Source organism: Paenibacillus apii, from assembly GCF_011043685.1.
GTDB classification, from domain to species: domain Bacteria; phylum Bacillota; class Bacilli; order Paenibacillales; family Paenibacillaceae; genus Paenibacillus_AQ; species Paenibacillus_AQ sabinae.
The window spans coordinates 508147-524285 of the sequence record NZ_JAAKGU010000001.1 but is presented as its reverse complement, the minus strand read 5'-3'; the positions used below and the strand labels follow the sequence as shown (position 1 = coordinate 524285).

The 16139-nt window shown below is 41.4% G+C and carries 18 protein-coding genes; 17 read left to right on the top strand and 1 reads right to left on the bottom strand.

Features of this window, described 5'->3' with window-relative positions; genetic code table 11:
* Positions 1 to 23 precede the first annotated feature (23 nt).
* The 11 genes from G5B47_RS02730 to G5B47_RS02680 all read left to right on the top strand — a co-directional run bounded on the left by G5B47_RS02730 (position 24) and on the right by G5B47_RS02680 (position 9293).
* Complete coding sequence (locus G5B47_RS02730) at positions 24 to 380, top strand: putative DNA-binding protein (RefSeq protein WP_025335408.1); 357 nt, start codon at positions 24 to 26, stop codon at positions 378 to 380.
* 21 nt (positions 381 to 401) lie between these two features.
* A complete protein-coding gene (gene ffh / locus G5B47_RS02725) occupies positions 402 to 1793 on the top strand; it encodes a signal recognition particle protein (protein WP_165094059.1) in 1392 nt (463 codons plus the stop codon).
* Positions 1794 to 2197: 404 nt separating this feature from the next.
* A complete protein-coding gene (gene rpsP, locus G5B47_RS02720) occupies positions 2198 to 2470 on the top strand; it encodes a 30S ribosomal protein S16 (protein WP_025335406.1) in 273 nt (90 codons plus the stop codon).
* 22 nt (positions 2471 to 2492) lie between these two features.
* Positions 2493 to 2723: a KH domain-containing protein gene (locus tag G5B47_RS02715; RefSeq protein ID WP_025335405.1), complete on the top strand. Its 231-nt coding sequence runs from the start codon at positions 2493 to 2495 to the stop codon at positions 2721 to 2723.
* 247 nt (positions 2724 to 2970) lie between these two features.
* A complete protein-coding gene (rimM, locus tag G5B47_RS02710; RefSeq protein ID WP_165094056.1) occupies positions 2971 to 3498 on the top strand; it encodes a ribosome maturation factor RimM in 528 nt (175 codons plus the stop codon).
* Positions 3498 to 4289 (top strand): tRNA (guanosine(37)-N1)-methyltransferase TrmD, encoded by a 792-nt coding sequence (gene trmD / locus G5B47_RS02705; RefSeq protein ID WP_165095400.1) that lies wholly within the window; start codon positions 3498 to 3500, stop codon positions 4287 to 4289. Before rimM ends, trmD begins: the two co-directional genes overlap by 1 nt.
* 737 nt (positions 4290 to 5026) lie before the next feature.
* Positions 5027 to 6028 (top strand): acyltransferase family protein, encoded by a 1002-nt coding sequence (locus tag G5B47_RS02700; protein WP_165094053.1) that lies wholly within the window; start codon positions 5027 to 5029, stop codon positions 6026 to 6028.
* Between the two features lie 352 nt (positions 6029 to 6380).
* Positions 6381 to 7418 carry a tyrosine-type recombinase/integrase gene (locus tag G5B47_RS02695; protein ID WP_328804429.1) on the top strand — a complete coding sequence of 346 codons (1038 nt, stop codon included), beginning with the start codon at positions 6381 to 6383 and terminating at the stop codon, positions 7416 to 7418.
* 114 nt (positions 7419 to 7532) lie between these two features.
* The gene (locus tag G5B47_RS02690) at positions 7533 to 7817 is read left to right on the top strand and encodes a hypothetical protein (protein WP_165094051.1); all 285 of its coding nucleotides are present in this window, start codon (positions 7533 to 7535) and stop codon (positions 7815 to 7817) included.
* Between the two features lie 330 nt (positions 7818 to 8147).
* The gene (locus G5B47_RS02685; RefSeq protein ID WP_165094048.1) at positions 8148 to 8420 is read left to right on the top strand and encodes a hypothetical protein; all 273 of its coding nucleotides are present in this window, start codon (positions 8148 to 8150) and stop codon (positions 8418 to 8420) included.
* Positions 8421 to 8486: 66 nt separating this feature from the next.
* Positions 8487 to 9293 (top strand): hypothetical protein, encoded by an 807-nt coding sequence (locus tag G5B47_RS02680; RefSeq protein WP_165094045.1) that lies wholly within the window; start codon positions 8487 to 8489, stop codon positions 9291 to 9293.
* Between the two features lie 50 nt (positions 9294 to 9343).
* Here G5B47_RS02680 and G5B47_RS02675 read toward each other — a convergent pair whose 3' ends face one another.
* A complete protein-coding gene (locus G5B47_RS02675) occupies positions 9344 to 9562 on the bottom strand; it encodes a hypothetical protein (RefSeq protein WP_165094042.1) in 219 nt (72 codons plus the stop codon).
* Positions 9563 to 9726: 164 nt separating this feature from the next.
* On the opposite strand from G5B47_RS02675, the gene G5B47_RS02670 reads away from it, so the two are divergent.
* The 6 genes from G5B47_RS02670 to G5B47_RS02650 all read left to right on the top strand — a co-directional run bounded on the left by G5B47_RS02670 (position 9727) and on the right by G5B47_RS02650 (position 15749).
* Positions 9727 to 10128: a hypothetical protein gene (locus G5B47_RS02670; RefSeq protein WP_165094040.1), complete on the top strand. Its 402-nt coding sequence runs from the start codon at positions 9727 to 9729 to the stop codon at positions 10126 to 10128.
* 424 nt (positions 10129 to 10552) lie between these two features.
* Positions 10553 to 10918: a hypothetical protein gene (locus tag G5B47_RS02665; RefSeq protein ID WP_165094037.1), complete on the top strand. Its 366-nt coding sequence runs from the start codon at positions 10553 to 10555 to the stop codon at positions 10916 to 10918.
* A gap of 519 nt (positions 10919 to 11437) precedes the next feature.
* Positions 11438 to 11911: a hypothetical protein gene (locus G5B47_RS02660; protein WP_165094034.1), complete on the top strand. Its 474-nt coding sequence runs from the start codon at positions 11438 to 11440 to the stop codon at positions 11909 to 11911.
* 2 nt (positions 11912 to 11913) lie between these two features.
* On the top strand, positions 11914 to 12069 hold the full coding sequence (locus G5B47_RS25335; RefSeq protein WP_206107180.1) for a hypothetical protein: 156 nt from the start codon (positions 11914 to 11916) through the stop codon (positions 12067 to 12069).
* A gap of 260 nt (positions 12070 to 12329) precedes the next feature.
* Complete coding sequence (locus G5B47_RS02655; RefSeq protein WP_165094032.1) at positions 12330 to 12806, top strand: hypothetical protein; 477 nt, start codon at positions 12330 to 12332, stop codon at positions 12804 to 12806.
* Positions 12807 to 13145: 339 nt separating this feature from the next.
* Entirely contained in the window at positions 13146 to 15749 is a 2604-nt protein-coding gene (locus G5B47_RS02650) for an RNA dependent RNA polymerase (protein ID WP_165094029.1), read from the top strand.
* Positions 15750 to 16139: the final 390 nt, after the last annotated feature.

Sequence of the window (16139 nt, the reverse complement as noted above, 5' to 3'; positions counted from 1 at the left end):
CCTTGACGAAGGGAGTGCCCTTGATGAGTGAGGGTAACCGGCTAGAGAAAACCAACCGAATTAACATATTGTTCGCATTCTACGAATCTCTGCTTACAGACAAACAGCAGATGTTTCTGAAATATTACTTTCACGACGATTTCTCGCTGGGAGAAATCGCTGCCGAATTCGATATCAGCCGTCAGGCCGTGTATGAGCATATCAAGCGCGCCGAGCAGGTGCTGGAGAACTATGAGAATAAGCTGGGACTGGTGGCGAAGCATGAAAGCCGCACCCGGTATTTGGAAGAATTGCGCAGCCTGCCGAAGGACGTAGGGCTGCCTGAGCCGTACAAACGGCGCTTTACGGATATTGTGGATTCTTTGGAGAAGCTGGAGTAGCTTGAAGGGAGAAGGCAGCCTATGGCATTTGAAGGATTAACCGGAAGACTGCAGAGTGTGTTCAGCAAGCTGCGCGGCAAAGGCAAAGTGTCCGAAGATGACGTAAACGAGGCAATGCGCGAGGTTCGGCTTGCGCTGCTGGAAGCGGACGTTAACTTCAAGGTCGTCAAAGACTTTGTTGCGAAGGTGAAGGAGAAAGCCATCGGCAAGGAAGTCATGGAGAGCTTCACGCCGGGCATGGTCATCATCGACATCGTCAATAAGGAATTGACGGAATTGATGGGAGGCACCCAGGCAAAGCTGGCCAAGGCGAACAAGCCGCCGACCGTCATTATGATGGCGGGCCTTCAGGGCGCCGGTAAGACGACGACCTCCGGAAAGCTGGCGAAGCTGCTGCAAAAGGGGAATCACCGCCCGCTGCTCGTGGCCGGCGACATTTACCGCCCTGCGGCAATCAAGCAGCTTGAGGTGCTCGGTGAGCAGATCAAGGTGCCGGTGTTCTCGCTGGGCGACAAGGTAAGTCCAGTCGAAATCGCCAAGCAGGGTCTACAGCACGCCAAGGACAACAATCTCGATTATGTTATTATCGATACCGCCGGCCGCTTGCATGTCGATGAAGAGCTCATGGAAGAGCTGAAGCAGATTCACGCTACTGTGAAGCCGGACGAAGTGCTGCTGGTTGTCGACGCTATGACCGGCCAGGATGCCGTGAACGTGGCCGACAGCTTCAACAAGCAGCTAGATCTGTCCGGCGTCGTGCTGACTAAGCTCGACGGCGATACGCGCGGCGGAGCCGCCCTCTCCGTCAAGGCCGTAACCGGCTGCCCGATCAAGTTCGCCGCTCTCGGCGAGAAGATCGACGCGCTGGAGCCGTTCCATCCGGAGCGGATGGCGTCGCGGATTCTCGGTATGGGCGATATGCTGTCGCTGATCGAGAAAGCTCAGGCTAACATCGACGCTGACAAAGCGAAGGAAATGGAACGTAAGATGCGCAACGCGGAGTTTACGTTCGACGATTTCCTGGAGCAAATGGATCAGGTCAAGAAGCTCGGCCCGATCGATCAGATCCTCGACATGCTCCCGGGCATGAACAAAGCCAAGGGCATGAAGGATTTGAAGGTCGACGACAAGCAGATGGGCCGCGTCGAAGCGATCGTCAAATCGATGACGAAGAAGGAGAAGAGCCAGCCCGAGATCATCAACCATAACCGCCGCAAGCGGATCGCCGCCGGCAGCGGCACCTCGCTCGCCGAGGTGAACCGGCTCATCAAGCAGTTCGATGATATGCGCCGGATGATGAAGCAGTTCTCAGGTATGATGGGCGGAATGGGCGGAGGCAAAGCCTCCAAGAAGAACGCCATGAAGCAGCTTAAGGCGCTCGGCGGTAAAGGCATGAAATTCCCTTTCCGTTAATGTTTTATCGAGATTAACCATTGTACAACATAGGTTAATCATAGTCTTTAATGTTTTAATCTTTTGTTCGAGATTAACCATTGTACAACATAGGTTAATCATGCCTTTAATGTTTTAATCTTTTATCGAGATTAACCATTGTACAACATAGGTTGATCCGCCCTTAGTCTTTTATCTTTTGAGGTTTTAGTTTTTTAGGGGTTCAACCCGTGACTAGATAGATCAACAGTTAAGCGTGTCCCGTCAGGGACGAAAAGCGATCATTACCCCAACCATCCAAGGTCCCGCCAGTCCTCCCGTCAACGCCAATTGCCATTAGCCGGTGTCCAGAGGGCGGCAGCCCTTGGGGCCCTCCCCATTGGGGAGGGTTTGGGAGGGGAAACTCTTTGAAGGAGGTGAATTTCGTGGCAGTACGTATTCGTCTGAAACGTATGGGTGCTCATAAAGCGCCTTTCTATCGTGTAGTGGTTTCCGATTCCCGGTCTCCTCGTGACGGTCGTTTTATCGAGGAAATTGGTTACTATAACCCGGTTGCACAACCGGCAGTAGTGAACATCGATGAGGAAAAAGCGCTCAAGTGGCTTCAAACCGGTGCGCAAGCATCCGACACCGTTCGCAACTTGCTGAGCAAAGCGGGTGTGTTGAAGAAGTTCCATGAGTCTAAGCTGCAGAAATAATGACTGATTGCGAGGGTCCTCTATGGAAGAATTAGTTGCAGTTATTGCTAAGGCTTTAGTGGATCATCCGGAAGATGTAACGGTGCGGACCGTGGAGAAGGATCATCTGATTGTCTATGAATTGTCCGTTCATCCTAATGATGTGGGCAAGGTGATCGGCAAGCAGGGACGGATCGCCAAAGCGCTTCGGACAGTCGTTACATCGGCAGCAGTCAAGAGCGATAAGCGCGTCACCGTGGATATTTTATCCTAATCGGTGTCATGTGAAAAGGGGCTGGGGATCACTGGATTCCGGCTCCTTTTGTCTAAAATAGAAGAGGTATATGCGGTACGCATACAAAAGTCTCTTCTATTTCTACGAGAAACGGGTGTCGTCCCTAAAAGGACGGCGAAGCCGTTTCTTCTTGATTAAGAAAATAACAGACCTTCCCGCGGGCATAGGCTGCTTATACCGGGGAACGTTATGAATATAAAGCTGAAGCGTTAAGGGAGTGGATGGCATGACGGAAACGTTGTTAACGGTAGGCAAGCTGGTCAATACCCACGGCATCCGCGGGGAGATCAAAGTGTTGTCCCGTACCGATTTTCCCGAGGTGAGATTTGCGCCGGGCAGTAAACTGATCATTATTCCGGAAGATGGAAAAGGGCGGATCGAGGTTATCGTGGAGGCGGCCCGCGAGCATAAGGGAATGTATATCGTGAAGCTGAAGGGCTTTAGCGACATCAACCAGATCGAAAAATACAAAGGCAGTCTGATCAAAGTGACTGAGGGCGAACGTGTAGAACTGCCGGAGAACGAATACTATTTTCACGATATTATTGGCTGCGAGGTCTTTACGGAGGAAGAAGGGAACGCGCCGCTTGGTGTCATTGCCGAAATTTTGACACCCGGAGCCAATGATGTCTGGGTGGTTAAGCGCCCGAAAGGCCAGGATATTCTGATTCCGGTCATTGACGATGTGGTGCTTGACGTCGATGTACCGAACAAACGGGTCAAGATTCAGCTGATGGAAGGACTGCTGTCATGATCCGAGTTGATGTGTTGACGCTTTTTCCGGAAATGTGTGAAGGCGTGTTCGGGACAAGCATTCTGGGGAAGGCGCGGGAAAATGGCATCGCCAAACTGAGCGCGGTGAACTTCCGCGATTTTGCGAACAACAAGCATAACAGCGTTGACGACACCCCTTATGGCGGAGGAGGGGGTATGGTGCTCAAGCCCGAGCCGATTTTTGCCGCGGTGGAGCATCTTCTGGATAATCTGAAGGAGGAGAACGCCAAACCGCGGATTATTCTCATGTGCCCGCAAGGCCAAACCTTCGATCAGCGAATTGCCGAGGAGCTGGCCGGGGAGAAGCATCTCATTTTTATTTGCGGCCACTACGAGGGGTATGACGAGCGCATACGGGAGCATCTCGTTACCGATGAACTGTCGATCGGCGATTACGTGCTGACCGGCGGGGAGCTGCCCGCTCTTACAGTTATTGATGCGGTTGTCCGTCTGCAGCCGGGGGCGCTGGGAAATGAATCCTCTGCTGTGACCGATTCGTTCAGCACGGGGCTGCTGGAATATCCGCATTATACGCGGCCTGCCGAGTTCCGGGGCTGGAAGGTGCCGGATATGCTGCTGAGCGGCCATCATGCCAATATCGAAGAGTGGCGGAAGGAGCAAGCGCTGAAGCGGACGCTGGAGCGCAGACCCGACCTGCTGGACAAGGTGGAGCTTACACCGAAAGACCTTAAGCTGCTGGAGCGGTTGAAGGCGGAGAACAAAGAAGCTTGCGGCGGCAGCTGCAGCAGTGAAGAGAAGGCGTCTTTTTAACGGACAAGTTAAAAAGGCGTTTTTTCGTTGGTACAGACCTTGGCTTGCCACGCAGAGTTTCCGGAATATTCGAAATGAAAAAAGGGGAAAATAGCCGTCATAAAAAGTTCAACAAAGCCATATATTGTATAGGTGTCGTTGCCTGCTGTTTTTGGGTAATAACATAAGGCGCCGTAAATACTAGAGAAGGCTAACCAGCGAAAGGATGAACTTTGAAATGACAACAAAGACGCATGACGAATTCAAGCCAAATACGAACCCGACCTCCAAGGAAGCGGAGCCGCTCCGCACGGTCAGCGATATTATCGACTTCTATAAGAACCGGAAATCTTAAAGCTTCATACCCGCTGCCTTGAGGCAGTGATGCCTATTCATCGGCCCTGCTAAGGCCAGTCAGAGATCCGTTTCCAGTAGACCGCTTATCCGTGGACCCTGGTTCAAGGCTAAGCGGTCTTGTGCTTTTCTTATCGATATGATCCGGTCAATAAAAAAAGACCGTCCGAAGACGGTCTCTCTACCCGAGGCGCTTAACTTTCGTGATCCGTATCCCGCGCCACCAAGGCCGATTCATTAGCCAATGGTCCGGGTAAGGGATACGTTCAACATGTCATTATTAATGTGAACGCACCTCCTTTCCTTGTAGGGAAAGTATAGCACAGCGCCTGGAAAATATCTATAAAATTCTAAATATATTTTTGGTTATAATTATTTCATATCCATTCAACTGGGGGGACTTTATGAACAACCTTAATTACAAGGTAATTAGCAAGTACCGAACGGAGCTTATGGGGATCGCGATATTATGGATTGTATTTTTTCATTCTACGATTAACGTCTCGACTGTTCCAATCCTCAATACAATTAAAGCAACCGGTTATGGGGGAGTGGATATTTTTTTAATGCTATCGGGTTTGGGGTTGTACTTTGCATGGCAGAAAGATAGTAACGTAAATACATTTTATAAGCGAAGACTGCTGCGGATTCTTCCTACCTATCTTGCCGTTGTGTTTATCATTTGTTTTTTTGAATGGTATAAAGGTGAAATGTCGCTTACAGATGCAGTTTTAAATTTGACGACGCTAAGCTTTTGGTTGAACTCGGATAAGAAATTTGATTGGTATGTTCCTTCGATTTTGGTTTTATATTTCCTGACACCCTTCTTTATGAATTATTTTAAGTTGAAAAACAAATATATTATACTTTCTGCGGTAGTTATTGGTGCATTACTGTTATCCGTTGCCATTACTCCAACTCCATTATCGTATTTGCTTATTTTCACGATCAGAATTCCAATTTTCTTCACTGGGTTTCTTGTCGGGTATTGGATTGAAATCCACAAAAAAATTACTATGGCACATGTAATCATTAACTTAGCGGCAGTCATTTTCGGGTTGACCTCTTTACTTGCCAGTCTGAAATATCTACCTGACGAATACTTATGGAATTATGGAATATGGTGGTACCCTTTTATTTTAATGACGCTGCCTTTGTGTTTGTTTCTTGCTGCTTTTTTACAATTTACTTCAAAGCTTGGCATCAAAAAGTTTATCTTCTTGACCTTCTGCGGCACACACAGTCTTGAAATCTATTTGATTCATGAAAGGATTTTACATCTCACGTCTAAAATAAGCAAAAGCTTCGACAATCTTGCGTATAATCTAATCTGCATTGTCATTACTCTACTATTAGCGGTCCTTCTAAAAAAGGTAATAGCCGGTGTTACCTCAAGATTCACCTAAATTTCACCTTAATTTCACCTTAATTTGTGGGACAACCTTGCACCTGTGAGGGTGAAATTTAGTGTGTGTTAACCTCAGATTTTGCTTGCAAGAGGGGATCGGTAAGTCGTATAATAATATTTGTCGCTAATGCGATTCGATCTGCAGAAGACGTACATACCATCGGGGTATGGCGCAGTCTGGTAGCGCGCACCCTTGGGGTCTGGACTTCAGAATTATACGATGATACCCTTATTTATCAACGTTTTTGACGCTAAATTTTGTACATTTACGGTACAAAGGTGAGCGGCTACATACATTAAATTTTCAGCGCTGAACCATCGCAAATTACGCGAAGGGGAGGCGTTTTTTTGTGGATAATCGTATAGGCAAACGGTACAAAAGTGGTCGTTCTAAGGTTGGTGCAGATAAGTCACTTGATGAATTGTTTGATATTTTCTACAGTGCCAAAATAGCTGAAGGTCGATCACCGAGGACACTCGAAATGTATAGGGAAAGCTACCGTTACCTTTGTGACTTCCTTGCTGAACAAAAAATCGAACGAACAATCACTGGCATTACACCAGATTTACTGCGGTCATTTATTGCTTGGCTTTTACATTCCAAACGGAAATGGGATGAACATCCCCATAAGAACGAACGGAATATGACACTAGGCTTATCGCCTGTGACGGTTAATACTAAATTCGGCAAGCTGCGAACTCTGTTTACGTTTCTTGAGGATGAAGGATACATTGATAAGAACCCATGCGCTAAGATCCGTAAGGTAAAGGAACCGCAGAAAGAAATGAAAATTATGTCAACTGATGATCTAAAAAAGTTGTTAGCTGTACCTGACCAGCGCACTTATGCAGGGTTCCGAGATTATGTAATTATGAATGTACTCATCGATTCTTTTGCTCGTATTAATGAAGTGCTTACGCTAAAGGTCAACGATGTAGAACTCGTCCATGGCTCAATATATATAAATGAAACCATAGCTAAATCGAGAAGAGGGCGCACGGTTCCAATACAAAAAAGAACGGCACGCTTAATCAAAGAGCTGCTTAAGGAATGCGCTGAATTTGAAACTGATTATATATTTTGTACTAATTATGGAGGGCCGCTCTCAGATGACCGTTTTCGAGACAGGCTGAAGAAATATGTTAAAGAGGCAGGATTGCAAATTAGAGCTCATCCTCATTTATTTAGACATACCTCTGCTACAATGTTTTTGGAGAATGGTGGAAGTGAACGCTATTTGGCTGAGATTATGGGGCATTCTGACTTGCGTATGGTGAGTAAGTACACTCACTTGTCCCAGAGATCAATTAAAGAAAAGCATGAACAGTTTACACCGATGAATAACGTAATAAGTGGATTACAAAAAGAACGAAAAACAAAACGTTAATTGACTCGCCAATCTCTAAAGAGGTTGGCTTTTTTCTTGTTTAGTATACAATGAGGTTAATTAGAATGTTGAAGTGAAAATTCGACTGAACATTTAGACTGTGGAGGGATTTCCATGAGAGTAGCTAGTATCAAGCAGGTCAAAGATAATAAAGGTTCATTAGGTCAATATGAAGTGATAATTACAAAGAACGATGAAACCATATCAAAGAAGATTATTCGTATTGGAAATAGATATAGAGTTGAACCGTACAATAAATTAAAACTGAAGCACAGAGGAAGAACCGGGACATTAATGGGTTATAGTGAAGATAATTGGGGCATGTTGTTTGCAAGGTTGAAGTTTGATGATACAGGCAAAGTTGGAAAAGTTGATATAGATGAAATTGTTGAAATTTAATAAGTTAAAGTTCTATCAAGAGTTTTGGAGGAACAGCCAATGATTAAATCAACAAGAGTAATTTGCCCAATATGCAAGAAGGAGTTTAGCTACGGCTTTTTGCGCTATGGAATGGGTCACTCCTGTAAAAGGAATGTATCAGATGTGAATGATTATCTGAAGAAAATAATAAAAAAATGAATAATATGGAAACTTTATCTAAAGAGATGTCTTAAGAATTATCTGAAGACATCTCTTTTCTTCGTTCTCTGAACCCAAAATATTCATACTCTCGTACTATCTGGTATGGTAAAATAAGCCTAGTAGCAACCAATTATGATGGTGTTAAACATGGACAAAAAGACTGATATCATAGTTACATACATCAGGGATGATTACGGTGTTGACTATCTGGACAGATACATTAGTGCGGCATCAGTACACAACTATGTGTTCGAAGGCGAAGGAGAGCGCTTTGTTTGGGAGTCTGAGCAACCTTGTGATCTTGAAGAGGGGCACATCTACAGCGCTTACGGGCTGTTTGTGGGCAAGAGACTATTTGGCGGGCGCGGAGTATGTATCAGCGAAGTCGAGATTGTTGGGGAGATGAGGATAAGAGCATAAATGGCTCGCATGTATTATGTACGATACCTTTTTGTTAGGGTTAACAAATTTGGGAGATGTGATTAAGTGAATAAGTATTCAAGTATCTTAGTTTTTTTGGGATTGGCTCTTGGTGGATATAGTTATAAAAAATATTTCTTTGCTTCCGGCACTAGGGCATTAGTTCTGCTCATCATTGTTGGCGGCGTAGCTGGATACATAATTGGCTTTATGATAAACGATCAGGTAAAAAAGAGAGTTAATCTCTCCAAGAATCAACCTGTACATTTTTCCTCCGAATTTTTAAAGGATGGATTCAAATATTTAGCTGTTGCTATCTGTATTGCTGCATTTGGTCTTTTTATTTATCCCGGAATGTACAAATACGATAAACTGAATCAAAAATATCCAGTGATGATTAACCGGATCACAGGTGAGACGAAAGTATTGAAGGGAAACACATGGGAGACAGTTGGCAACGCAGATGCACAGCTAAGTAAATTCGAAGAATACAAGCAGCAGGTATATACAAGGTTAGAAACACAAAATGATGATATCAAAAACAGTATATTGTCAGACATCAAGGATGAATTAGAGAAAGCCAAAGACGATGTTATATCCGAAGCTCGGAATGTGGTTGACGAAGGTCATAAATATGATGATCTTAGGGCATCAGTCAATTCGTCGTATACCAATTCGGCAGAGGAATACGCAGGAGAAACTTTCGGAGAAGGTGACACAGAAGCGACAGTCAAAGAGATCATGGGTACTCCAGATACAATAAGCAAATTACTAGATAGAGAAGTTTGGTATTATGGTGCCTCAAGTGTGACTTTTGTAGATAACAAGGTCAGCGAATGGAGCGACTTTGGTAATAATCTTCATCTTAAATAGACAGCAAAAAGCCCTGAGATCACATCTCAAGGGCTTTTTTGTTATGTATTTTATTTCTTGATGAGTTCTAGTAGCTTAATTTGTGCTTCTCTTGGGATATGAGTAGTATTCTCGTATAGGCTAATTAAATATGTTACTACATCACTCTCATTAGAAAGTTTAAGATCGGTTTTTATCTCCTGTAATCGCTTCTTCGTTGATTCAAAAACTTGTACAGTCTTCCTAGAGTCTTCTGTTGTTTTTTGAACTTCCTCTTCCAAAACTTCCATCTCTCCTTTAATGTATATGCTTAATTATATCACGCAATGTGTACATATTCAATTGATTCGTACTATTAAGTTGCAATAATGTACTCTAATTCTATTGACAATGAGTACAAAAGAGGTTAATATGGGTACATGAAAGAAAACAACAACATACGGAGGAAACAAAAATGAAAAAACAAGTCGAAATCGCTGAAATCCTGAACCACTGCGAAGTATCAAAAAAGGCAATCATCATTAAAGCTGAGTTGGAGTTTTTCCTTATGACTGACGAAGACAGAGTATTGTTTATACAAGAATTTGATTCGCGGAATTTGGTCGAACATCCAAAAAAGCCTTTCCGAATGATGGATCTGGCGAAGGAAATCGGCTCTAACCACCATACATATGTGAGCCTTGAACAACTTAAGGAAATGGAGCTACAAAGAGCGCTTGAATGTCTGTTCGTAGAGCCTATCAACCATGGGGCTATGTTTCACTTTAAAGAGTCAGGAGCAAGCCTAAGACGCTTGTATGAACTGAAGCAAGCTAATCCAAAGTATTATCTAATGGATGCTTTAATGTATGCTTAAATCCGCCTGATGATGGCCTGTTGTCACTGGTTTCCGTCATAGTGGCGGTGACAAGTTGGACAGGCCGAACGCTCCTTCTTTATGACGGAGCGGCGCCGGATATCCGCTAAACATAGAGCAATGATCTAGGACTCCATTTTATATAGCATCATAAACAGTATGCTCCTTGAAAATTTTAAATATTGACCTTGATTGACCAATGGGTTAAATTAAGGTCAAGAAAAGTCAAACATTAAACGGGGGAAGGATTAGTGCGTAATTTAACTATTGCAGATTTGGTCAAGGAAGCTTCAGATCGTAAGACACCGCATAGCCGGTGCTTAGAGATTAGGGAGGAAATAAAGCGGATTAGACGTTTAAATAAAGTCGAGTCACACGATGCCGGTAGGGTGCAAGGTGATATCATTAAGCATTACAATGATCCATGGTATTAAGATTAGAGAGGATTTATGGGATAAAAAATGGAGGTAAAGGTGGACATAGGCATCAATTAGAAAATAAAAATTTACAGCTTACGCAAAATGCAAAAGCTGTAACTCAAGAGAACCTCGCAGACAAAATGGGTATAACTGTAGATCAACTACAGCGTTATAAACAACTCCTTAAACTTGTTCCAGATTTGCAAGATCTTATGGTCGGCGAAGGAAAGGAAAAAATTAAACCATCTATTGCCTATAACATTCTTGCTAAACTAGAAACAGATGAGCAGCAAGAATTGCTTGATAAGTTGGGTAAGAGTATTTTAACGAGTAAACCGGGTAGAGAAATTGAACAACAAATTGAACTCTAGAAAGGAGAAAGTAGGGGACCTTTACGAAAACAGAAGTTTTGAATTAGAATGTACAAAGTGATCAATAATTTCGCTTCCGTCAGGCTGACGGTCACGAAAAATAACTCTAGATTTTGATTACAATTTATAGTAAACTCAAATAGAGTACATCTAATCATTGATAGACCTACTCGTTTATTTTCCTATTCTTTTAAGGAGGTGATGCCTTTGTTTGCCTATTAATAAACTCCATCGGGTGCTTCCTCGAAATGGAGATACCTTTACTACGTACATAATAATATCATGTAGTATGAATATATGCAACATCTAAATGGTACGGAAGTGCAGTTCTATAGCATTTAGGATTTGTTATGTAGCATCTAGGCTTATTTGGATGAATGAATATGCAGGAATAACGAATAAAAATTAGGAGTTGTCATTCGCCGATATTGGTGAATTTAAACGGCACGTTTACCGTTGGGGTTGGAAATTTTAGAATGTACAAAGTAAGACCAAAACAAAAAATAGGAGGAAGATTGAATGAGTAAGAATATTCTTAATTTTAAAACTTTAACTTTGAAAGAACAGGAGGGATATTACGATACTCTTTGGCATTGGATTTTTTCTGATGATAAGACCTATGATCTGTACAAGCATTGTCGCGAGACTCTGGGACACTCTGTCCCAATAGAAATTTCTAATTTCTTCTCGGACTATTGTGAGATGCTTAACCAGGAGGCTCCAGATGAAGTTGAAGGTTATGAATCAGCCTACGAAAAAGAACTTAAGGAATACGAGGACTTCAAATCAAGAGGAAACACAGATAAGAAGGACATGGACATTATAAACATTATAAGCAAGGTGAAGCCATTATACGAGGGAAGAGATGACGCTGACGCTGAGATGGTTAGATCATTGCTGATGATGTTGTGTGCTTCAAATGGGATGGAGTATCCAAATGATGAAACGGAAGTTGATTATCTGCTGAAAAATATCAAATTTGGAGGAATATAAGAATGGGGTACTATCACGAGTTTCAAAATTTCGAGCCTAGTAGAAGAGAGTACTTGAGAAAACAAAAGGATGCTGAAAAACAAAATTCTCTCAAAACAAGAAATGAAGATAAAAACAAGCAAAAAAGATCTGACATAAAAGACAAAAAAGAGTCTTAATTTATCTCTACATACCATACGAGAGAGGTTTATGCCTCTCTCCATTAATTCAACAAAATAAGGAGGACATCTAATTTTTGAAAGGTAATTCAACAATAAATGTACTTAATTCGGTTGTCCGAGATTCATCTCTGACGATAAATGATTTCGCCTTATCTCTATATCTTAAATATTGCATATTTAGAAGCGGAGATCGTTACTCATTTGAGGTGTCGGGGCCAGACTTAAAACGACATATGAATATTCAGGATAATAAAACTTTGAAAGCATCACTACAAAATCTATATGCTTTGAACTACATAATTGAGCCAGTGAGTAAATTGGAGCCAAACAAGCCGTTTCTCATTTCACTCAATAAGGAGAAATTTGATATCGAGAACAGAAAGGAAGGAGAGTTCTTTGCACAGCTCCCTATAAATGTAATGTTTGGTATTAAAGATGGTAAGCTCACTCGGCAGGAGGCAAGGCTGCTTTACTATATAAAGAGTTATATCAATGCTACCGATTCGAGAAAACAATTTTGCTTTACACGGATAGACAAGAAGATGTCAACTGAACTAAACATGGGCAAGAATACCATTCCAAAATATACTCAAATGCTCGTAGACAAGAAGCTAATAAGCATCAACAAACATAATTTGGGGACTAGTTATCAATATGATGAGGATGGAAAGTTGATATTTACGAAGTATAATAATCACTATTTTTTGAATTATGAGAACATAAAAAAATTATGATTTTACCTACTCCCAATCTATGCAATGTCTATCCCCAAATAATCCAATGTCTAATTCCAATTTATCCAATCACCTATCCCAAATTATCCAGGATAGAATGGGCACTAGTTAATTAGGTCTTAGATCTTTAGATTCTTTAGATGTTTAGATTCAGTATTTACAAAACGGTCTGCGACCTATTTGTTTGGAAATTGAATCGCTACGCTTAAGGGATGAAAACATTAAAAGATAAAGTCAAAAGACAAAAGATTAAAATCAAGATCAAAGGCATCTTAAACATGAGTAATTATTTGTATATTATTTTTTTAATTCAAATTTACAGGAGGATATGTTTATATAATGACAAGCAACAAATCAAAGAAGGCCAATCTATCAAAACAGGTGTACATCCCCAATATCACTACTTCATTCTTCTTTAACGGGGAAGAGCAAGCAATCCAAGATAAATTGTTTAAGATGTATCGAATTCAAAAACGAAGAGATGAAATCATTGATAAGCTTCCAAAGAAAAATAAGTCTAAGAAACGAATGTACAAAGCTAGAAAAAAGCAAATGACGGAATACATTGATTTAACGAAACAGGAATTGAACTCACTGGTTAAGCAAAATGTTTCTCACCGTTCACTTACATCTACAATCAAGCCTTCTCATATGGCCGGAATGTTTGAGTCTACTTTGTCGAGGACATTGGGAATGGTTAGTCAGTATTCTAAATTGGCTAGTAAGAAACCCTGTTATCATATGATGATCGTTGAATCCTTTAATCTTGATTTGTTCGGTCAACTGGTGAAGGATGGCTTTACATATAAGGGTGAAGAATACACATATTTTAGTTCAAGTGCTGGGCAAATAAAGAAAAAGAAAGGTGTCTTCGTTAAGATATCCCTCTGGAAGAAATATGAAATGACAATAACCTGTGGGCTTACTAGAGATATGATTAATACAAAAGGAGGAATCAATCCATCAAAATTGCTTGCTTATATGATGCTTGCTAATTCAGCTACAATGCCATGGAAGGTTGACTTAGATAGAGTAATTGTTATTGATGATTTGGATACAACATTACCGGATGTTGTAGTCGATTATGTAAATGACGAAGATTGGTCTGTGACCAGAACAACAAGGGATATTACCATTAAGCATACTGATGGTGTTGGTTTTTGTCTTCCCTCGGTCAGCAGTAAAGCAATGATGATCCGGTCACCGTGGATGAAAGGCTTGTTAGTCCCGGTTCCTTTTGATAAATACAAAGGTAAGACAACAAAAGTAGTGGATGTGTGGGGTAAGACCTGGGATATCATAGATGATAACATACAAGTAATTCTACATAAATCACAGTTTAAATTGTCCGATTATTACGATAGTTGGCAAGACTACAAGGAGAAGTTTAAACGACATAAATGTGAGATGGCAATTGGTTCAGTTGAAGATGAAACTTTTGCCCAAGCATCGCTTACATATCAAATGCTTCAGACACTTACCGATGTTTCAGATGAAGAATTGAAGACTTTGGTTACTGCTACTAACGATAAAATTGACCAGATTGGAAGAGACAAAGATGTAATGCTTGAGATTATGGGTGTAACCGAAGCAAATAGTAATAAGAACTACCTTCAACAAGCGTTGGAAGTGTACCCGAATTTGCTCCGCGATAATTATGTTCGGGAAGAAATTAAAACTGCAAAAGAATCTTATGTAAAACAGGCGAAAGCAGGGAAGATATCTATCCCGAACAGCAAGTATACTTATGTTTGTCCCGATGTTGTGGCTTGGTTACAGTGGTTGTTTGACCAAGAGGCGAATCCTTCTGGAGCGTTGATGAATGGAGAAGTGCGATGTAATCTCTATGATCAAGGTAAGATATTACTTGAGCGTTCTCCTCATTTGTATCGAGAACATGCGGTTAGAAACAATGTGATTGACCAGGCATACAATGATTACTTTATTAGTAATTGTGTTTATACAAGTTGTCACGACCCAATTAGTACACTGCTTATGCTGGATTGGGATGGAGATAAACTGCTTTGTTCTGATGATCCATTACTCATAAGCATTGCAGAACGTAACATGAATAACATCGTTCCACTCGCTTATAATTTGCAATCAGCACCGAAACAAATTATAACACAGGAAGCCATATTCGAAGCGTTGAAGAATGGCTTTAGGTCCAACATTGGTGATATAAGTAATGCGATAAGTCGGGCATGGCATATGGAAGTTACTGATGAGGTAATGGACGATATTAAGCGTTTGTGCGCATTAAACAACATGGAGATTGATTTCAGCAAGACGCAGTATCGTGCGCCTATTAATGACGAAGAATTAAAGAAGCGATTAGACGAATACAAACGGGGTAAACTTCCACAAGTTTTTAAATATGCTAAAGACAAAAAGAAGGGTCTTCAGCCAGAAGGTAAGAGAACTCTTGACCGTTTAGCAGATATGGTAAGTAGCAAGCGCATATCTTTTGCCGATGTAGTTGATGATTTCAATTATAAAATGTTGATGACTGAGTTAAAGCGTGAACCAAAAATGAGGGAGATTGAAGAGATCCGATTTACCTATGATAAACTAAACAAAAATAAAAAGGTCATCAAGAATAAGTATCAGAGAGAAAACACTAAATCTAGTACAAAACAAGTTACGGATTATATGTTCACATACATTCGTGATGAACTGTTGAAGGCGTATAACAATCCAAAAGTACTTACAAATGTATTGGTTGAGTATTTATATACTGTGAAGAAGACCGCATACAAAGACACGTTGTGGAATTGCTTCGGTGAAGAGATCATCAGTAATATTGAAGAGAATTTGAGTAGAGTCAAACCCTGCGAGCAGTGTGGAAAGGATATAATAAGAAAGCAAGGACTTAAATTCTGCCCCGAATGTGCAGCATCTAGAGAAAAAGCGCGAAAGAAAAATTGTAAAAAAGCTATGTAAATCAATGGTTTTCATAACTTTTCAGCCTTGTATTTCAACATCTAAAAATAAAAGTGTTGATATAAAAGGCTATTTTTGTTATATTTAAATATTGCGTTAAGGTGTCAATAAAGGGAGAAAAATGATTATTTACACGGCTACACGTTTCTTCCACTCGCACTTATCTACTGGCATACACTAGTTCAGGGGCCACGCTTGTTTTGGGGCGTTATAAATAAAGGCAAGTACAGCAAGGCCAGCAAATAGTCTGGGTTCCTTGCTTCCTCCTAAACTTTTACGAGCAAGCTACTATCTGTGGCTTGTTCGTAATTGGAGATGAAGGATATGCACCGGTTATATTTATAATTAGAACTTTCTGTCTAATTCTATGTACCTATTTTATTCATTGGT

Coding starts and splice junctions, on each gene's coding strand:
- G5B47_RS02730 (WP_025335408.1), top strand. CDS start 24: ATGAGTGAGGGTAACCGGCTAGAGAAAACCAACCGAATTAACATATTG.
- ffh (WP_165094059.1), top strand. CDS start 402: ATGGCATTTGAAGGATTAACCGGAAGACTGCAGAGTGTGTTCAGCAAG.
- G5B47_RS02715 (WP_025335405.1), top strand. CDS start 2,493: ATGGAAGAATTAGTTGCAGTTATTGCTAAGGCTTTAGTGGATCATCCG.
- rimM (WP_165094056.1), top strand. CDS start 2,971: ATGACGGAAACGTTGTTAACGGTAGGCAAGCTGGTCAATACCCACGGC.
- G5B47_RS02700 (WP_165094053.1), top strand. CDS start 5,027: ATGAACAACCTTAATTACAAGGTAATTAGCAAGTACCGAACGGAGCTT.
- G5B47_RS02690 (WP_165094051.1), top strand. CDS start 7,533: ATGAGAGTAGCTAGTATCAAGCAGGTCAAAGATAATAAAGGTTCATTA.
- G5B47_RS02685 (WP_165094048.1), top strand. CDS start 8,148: ATGGACAAAAAGACTGATATCATAGTTACATACATCAGGGATGATTAC.
- G5B47_RS02675 (WP_165094042.1), bottom strand. CDS start 9,562: ATGGAAGTTTTGGAAGAGGAAGTTCAAAAAACAACAGAAGACTCTAGG.
- G5B47_RS02670 (WP_165094040.1), top strand. CDS start 9,727: ATGAAAAAACAAGTCGAAATCGCTGAAATCCTGAACCACTGCGAAGTA.
- G5B47_RS02665 (WP_165094037.1), top strand. CDS start 10,553: ATGGTATTAAGATTAGAGAGGATTTATGGGATAAAAAATGGAGGTAAA.
- G5B47_RS02660 (WP_165094034.1), top strand. CDS start 11,438: ATGAGTAAGAATATTCTTAATTTTAAAACTTTAACTTTGAAAGAACAG.
- G5B47_RS25335 (WP_206107180.1), top strand. CDS start 11,914: ATGGGGTACTATCACGAGTTTCAAAATTTCGAGCCTAGTAGAAGAGAG.
- G5B47_RS02650 (WP_165094029.1), top strand. CDS start 13,146: ATGACAAGCAACAAATCAAAGAAGGCCAATCTATCAAAACAGGTGTAC.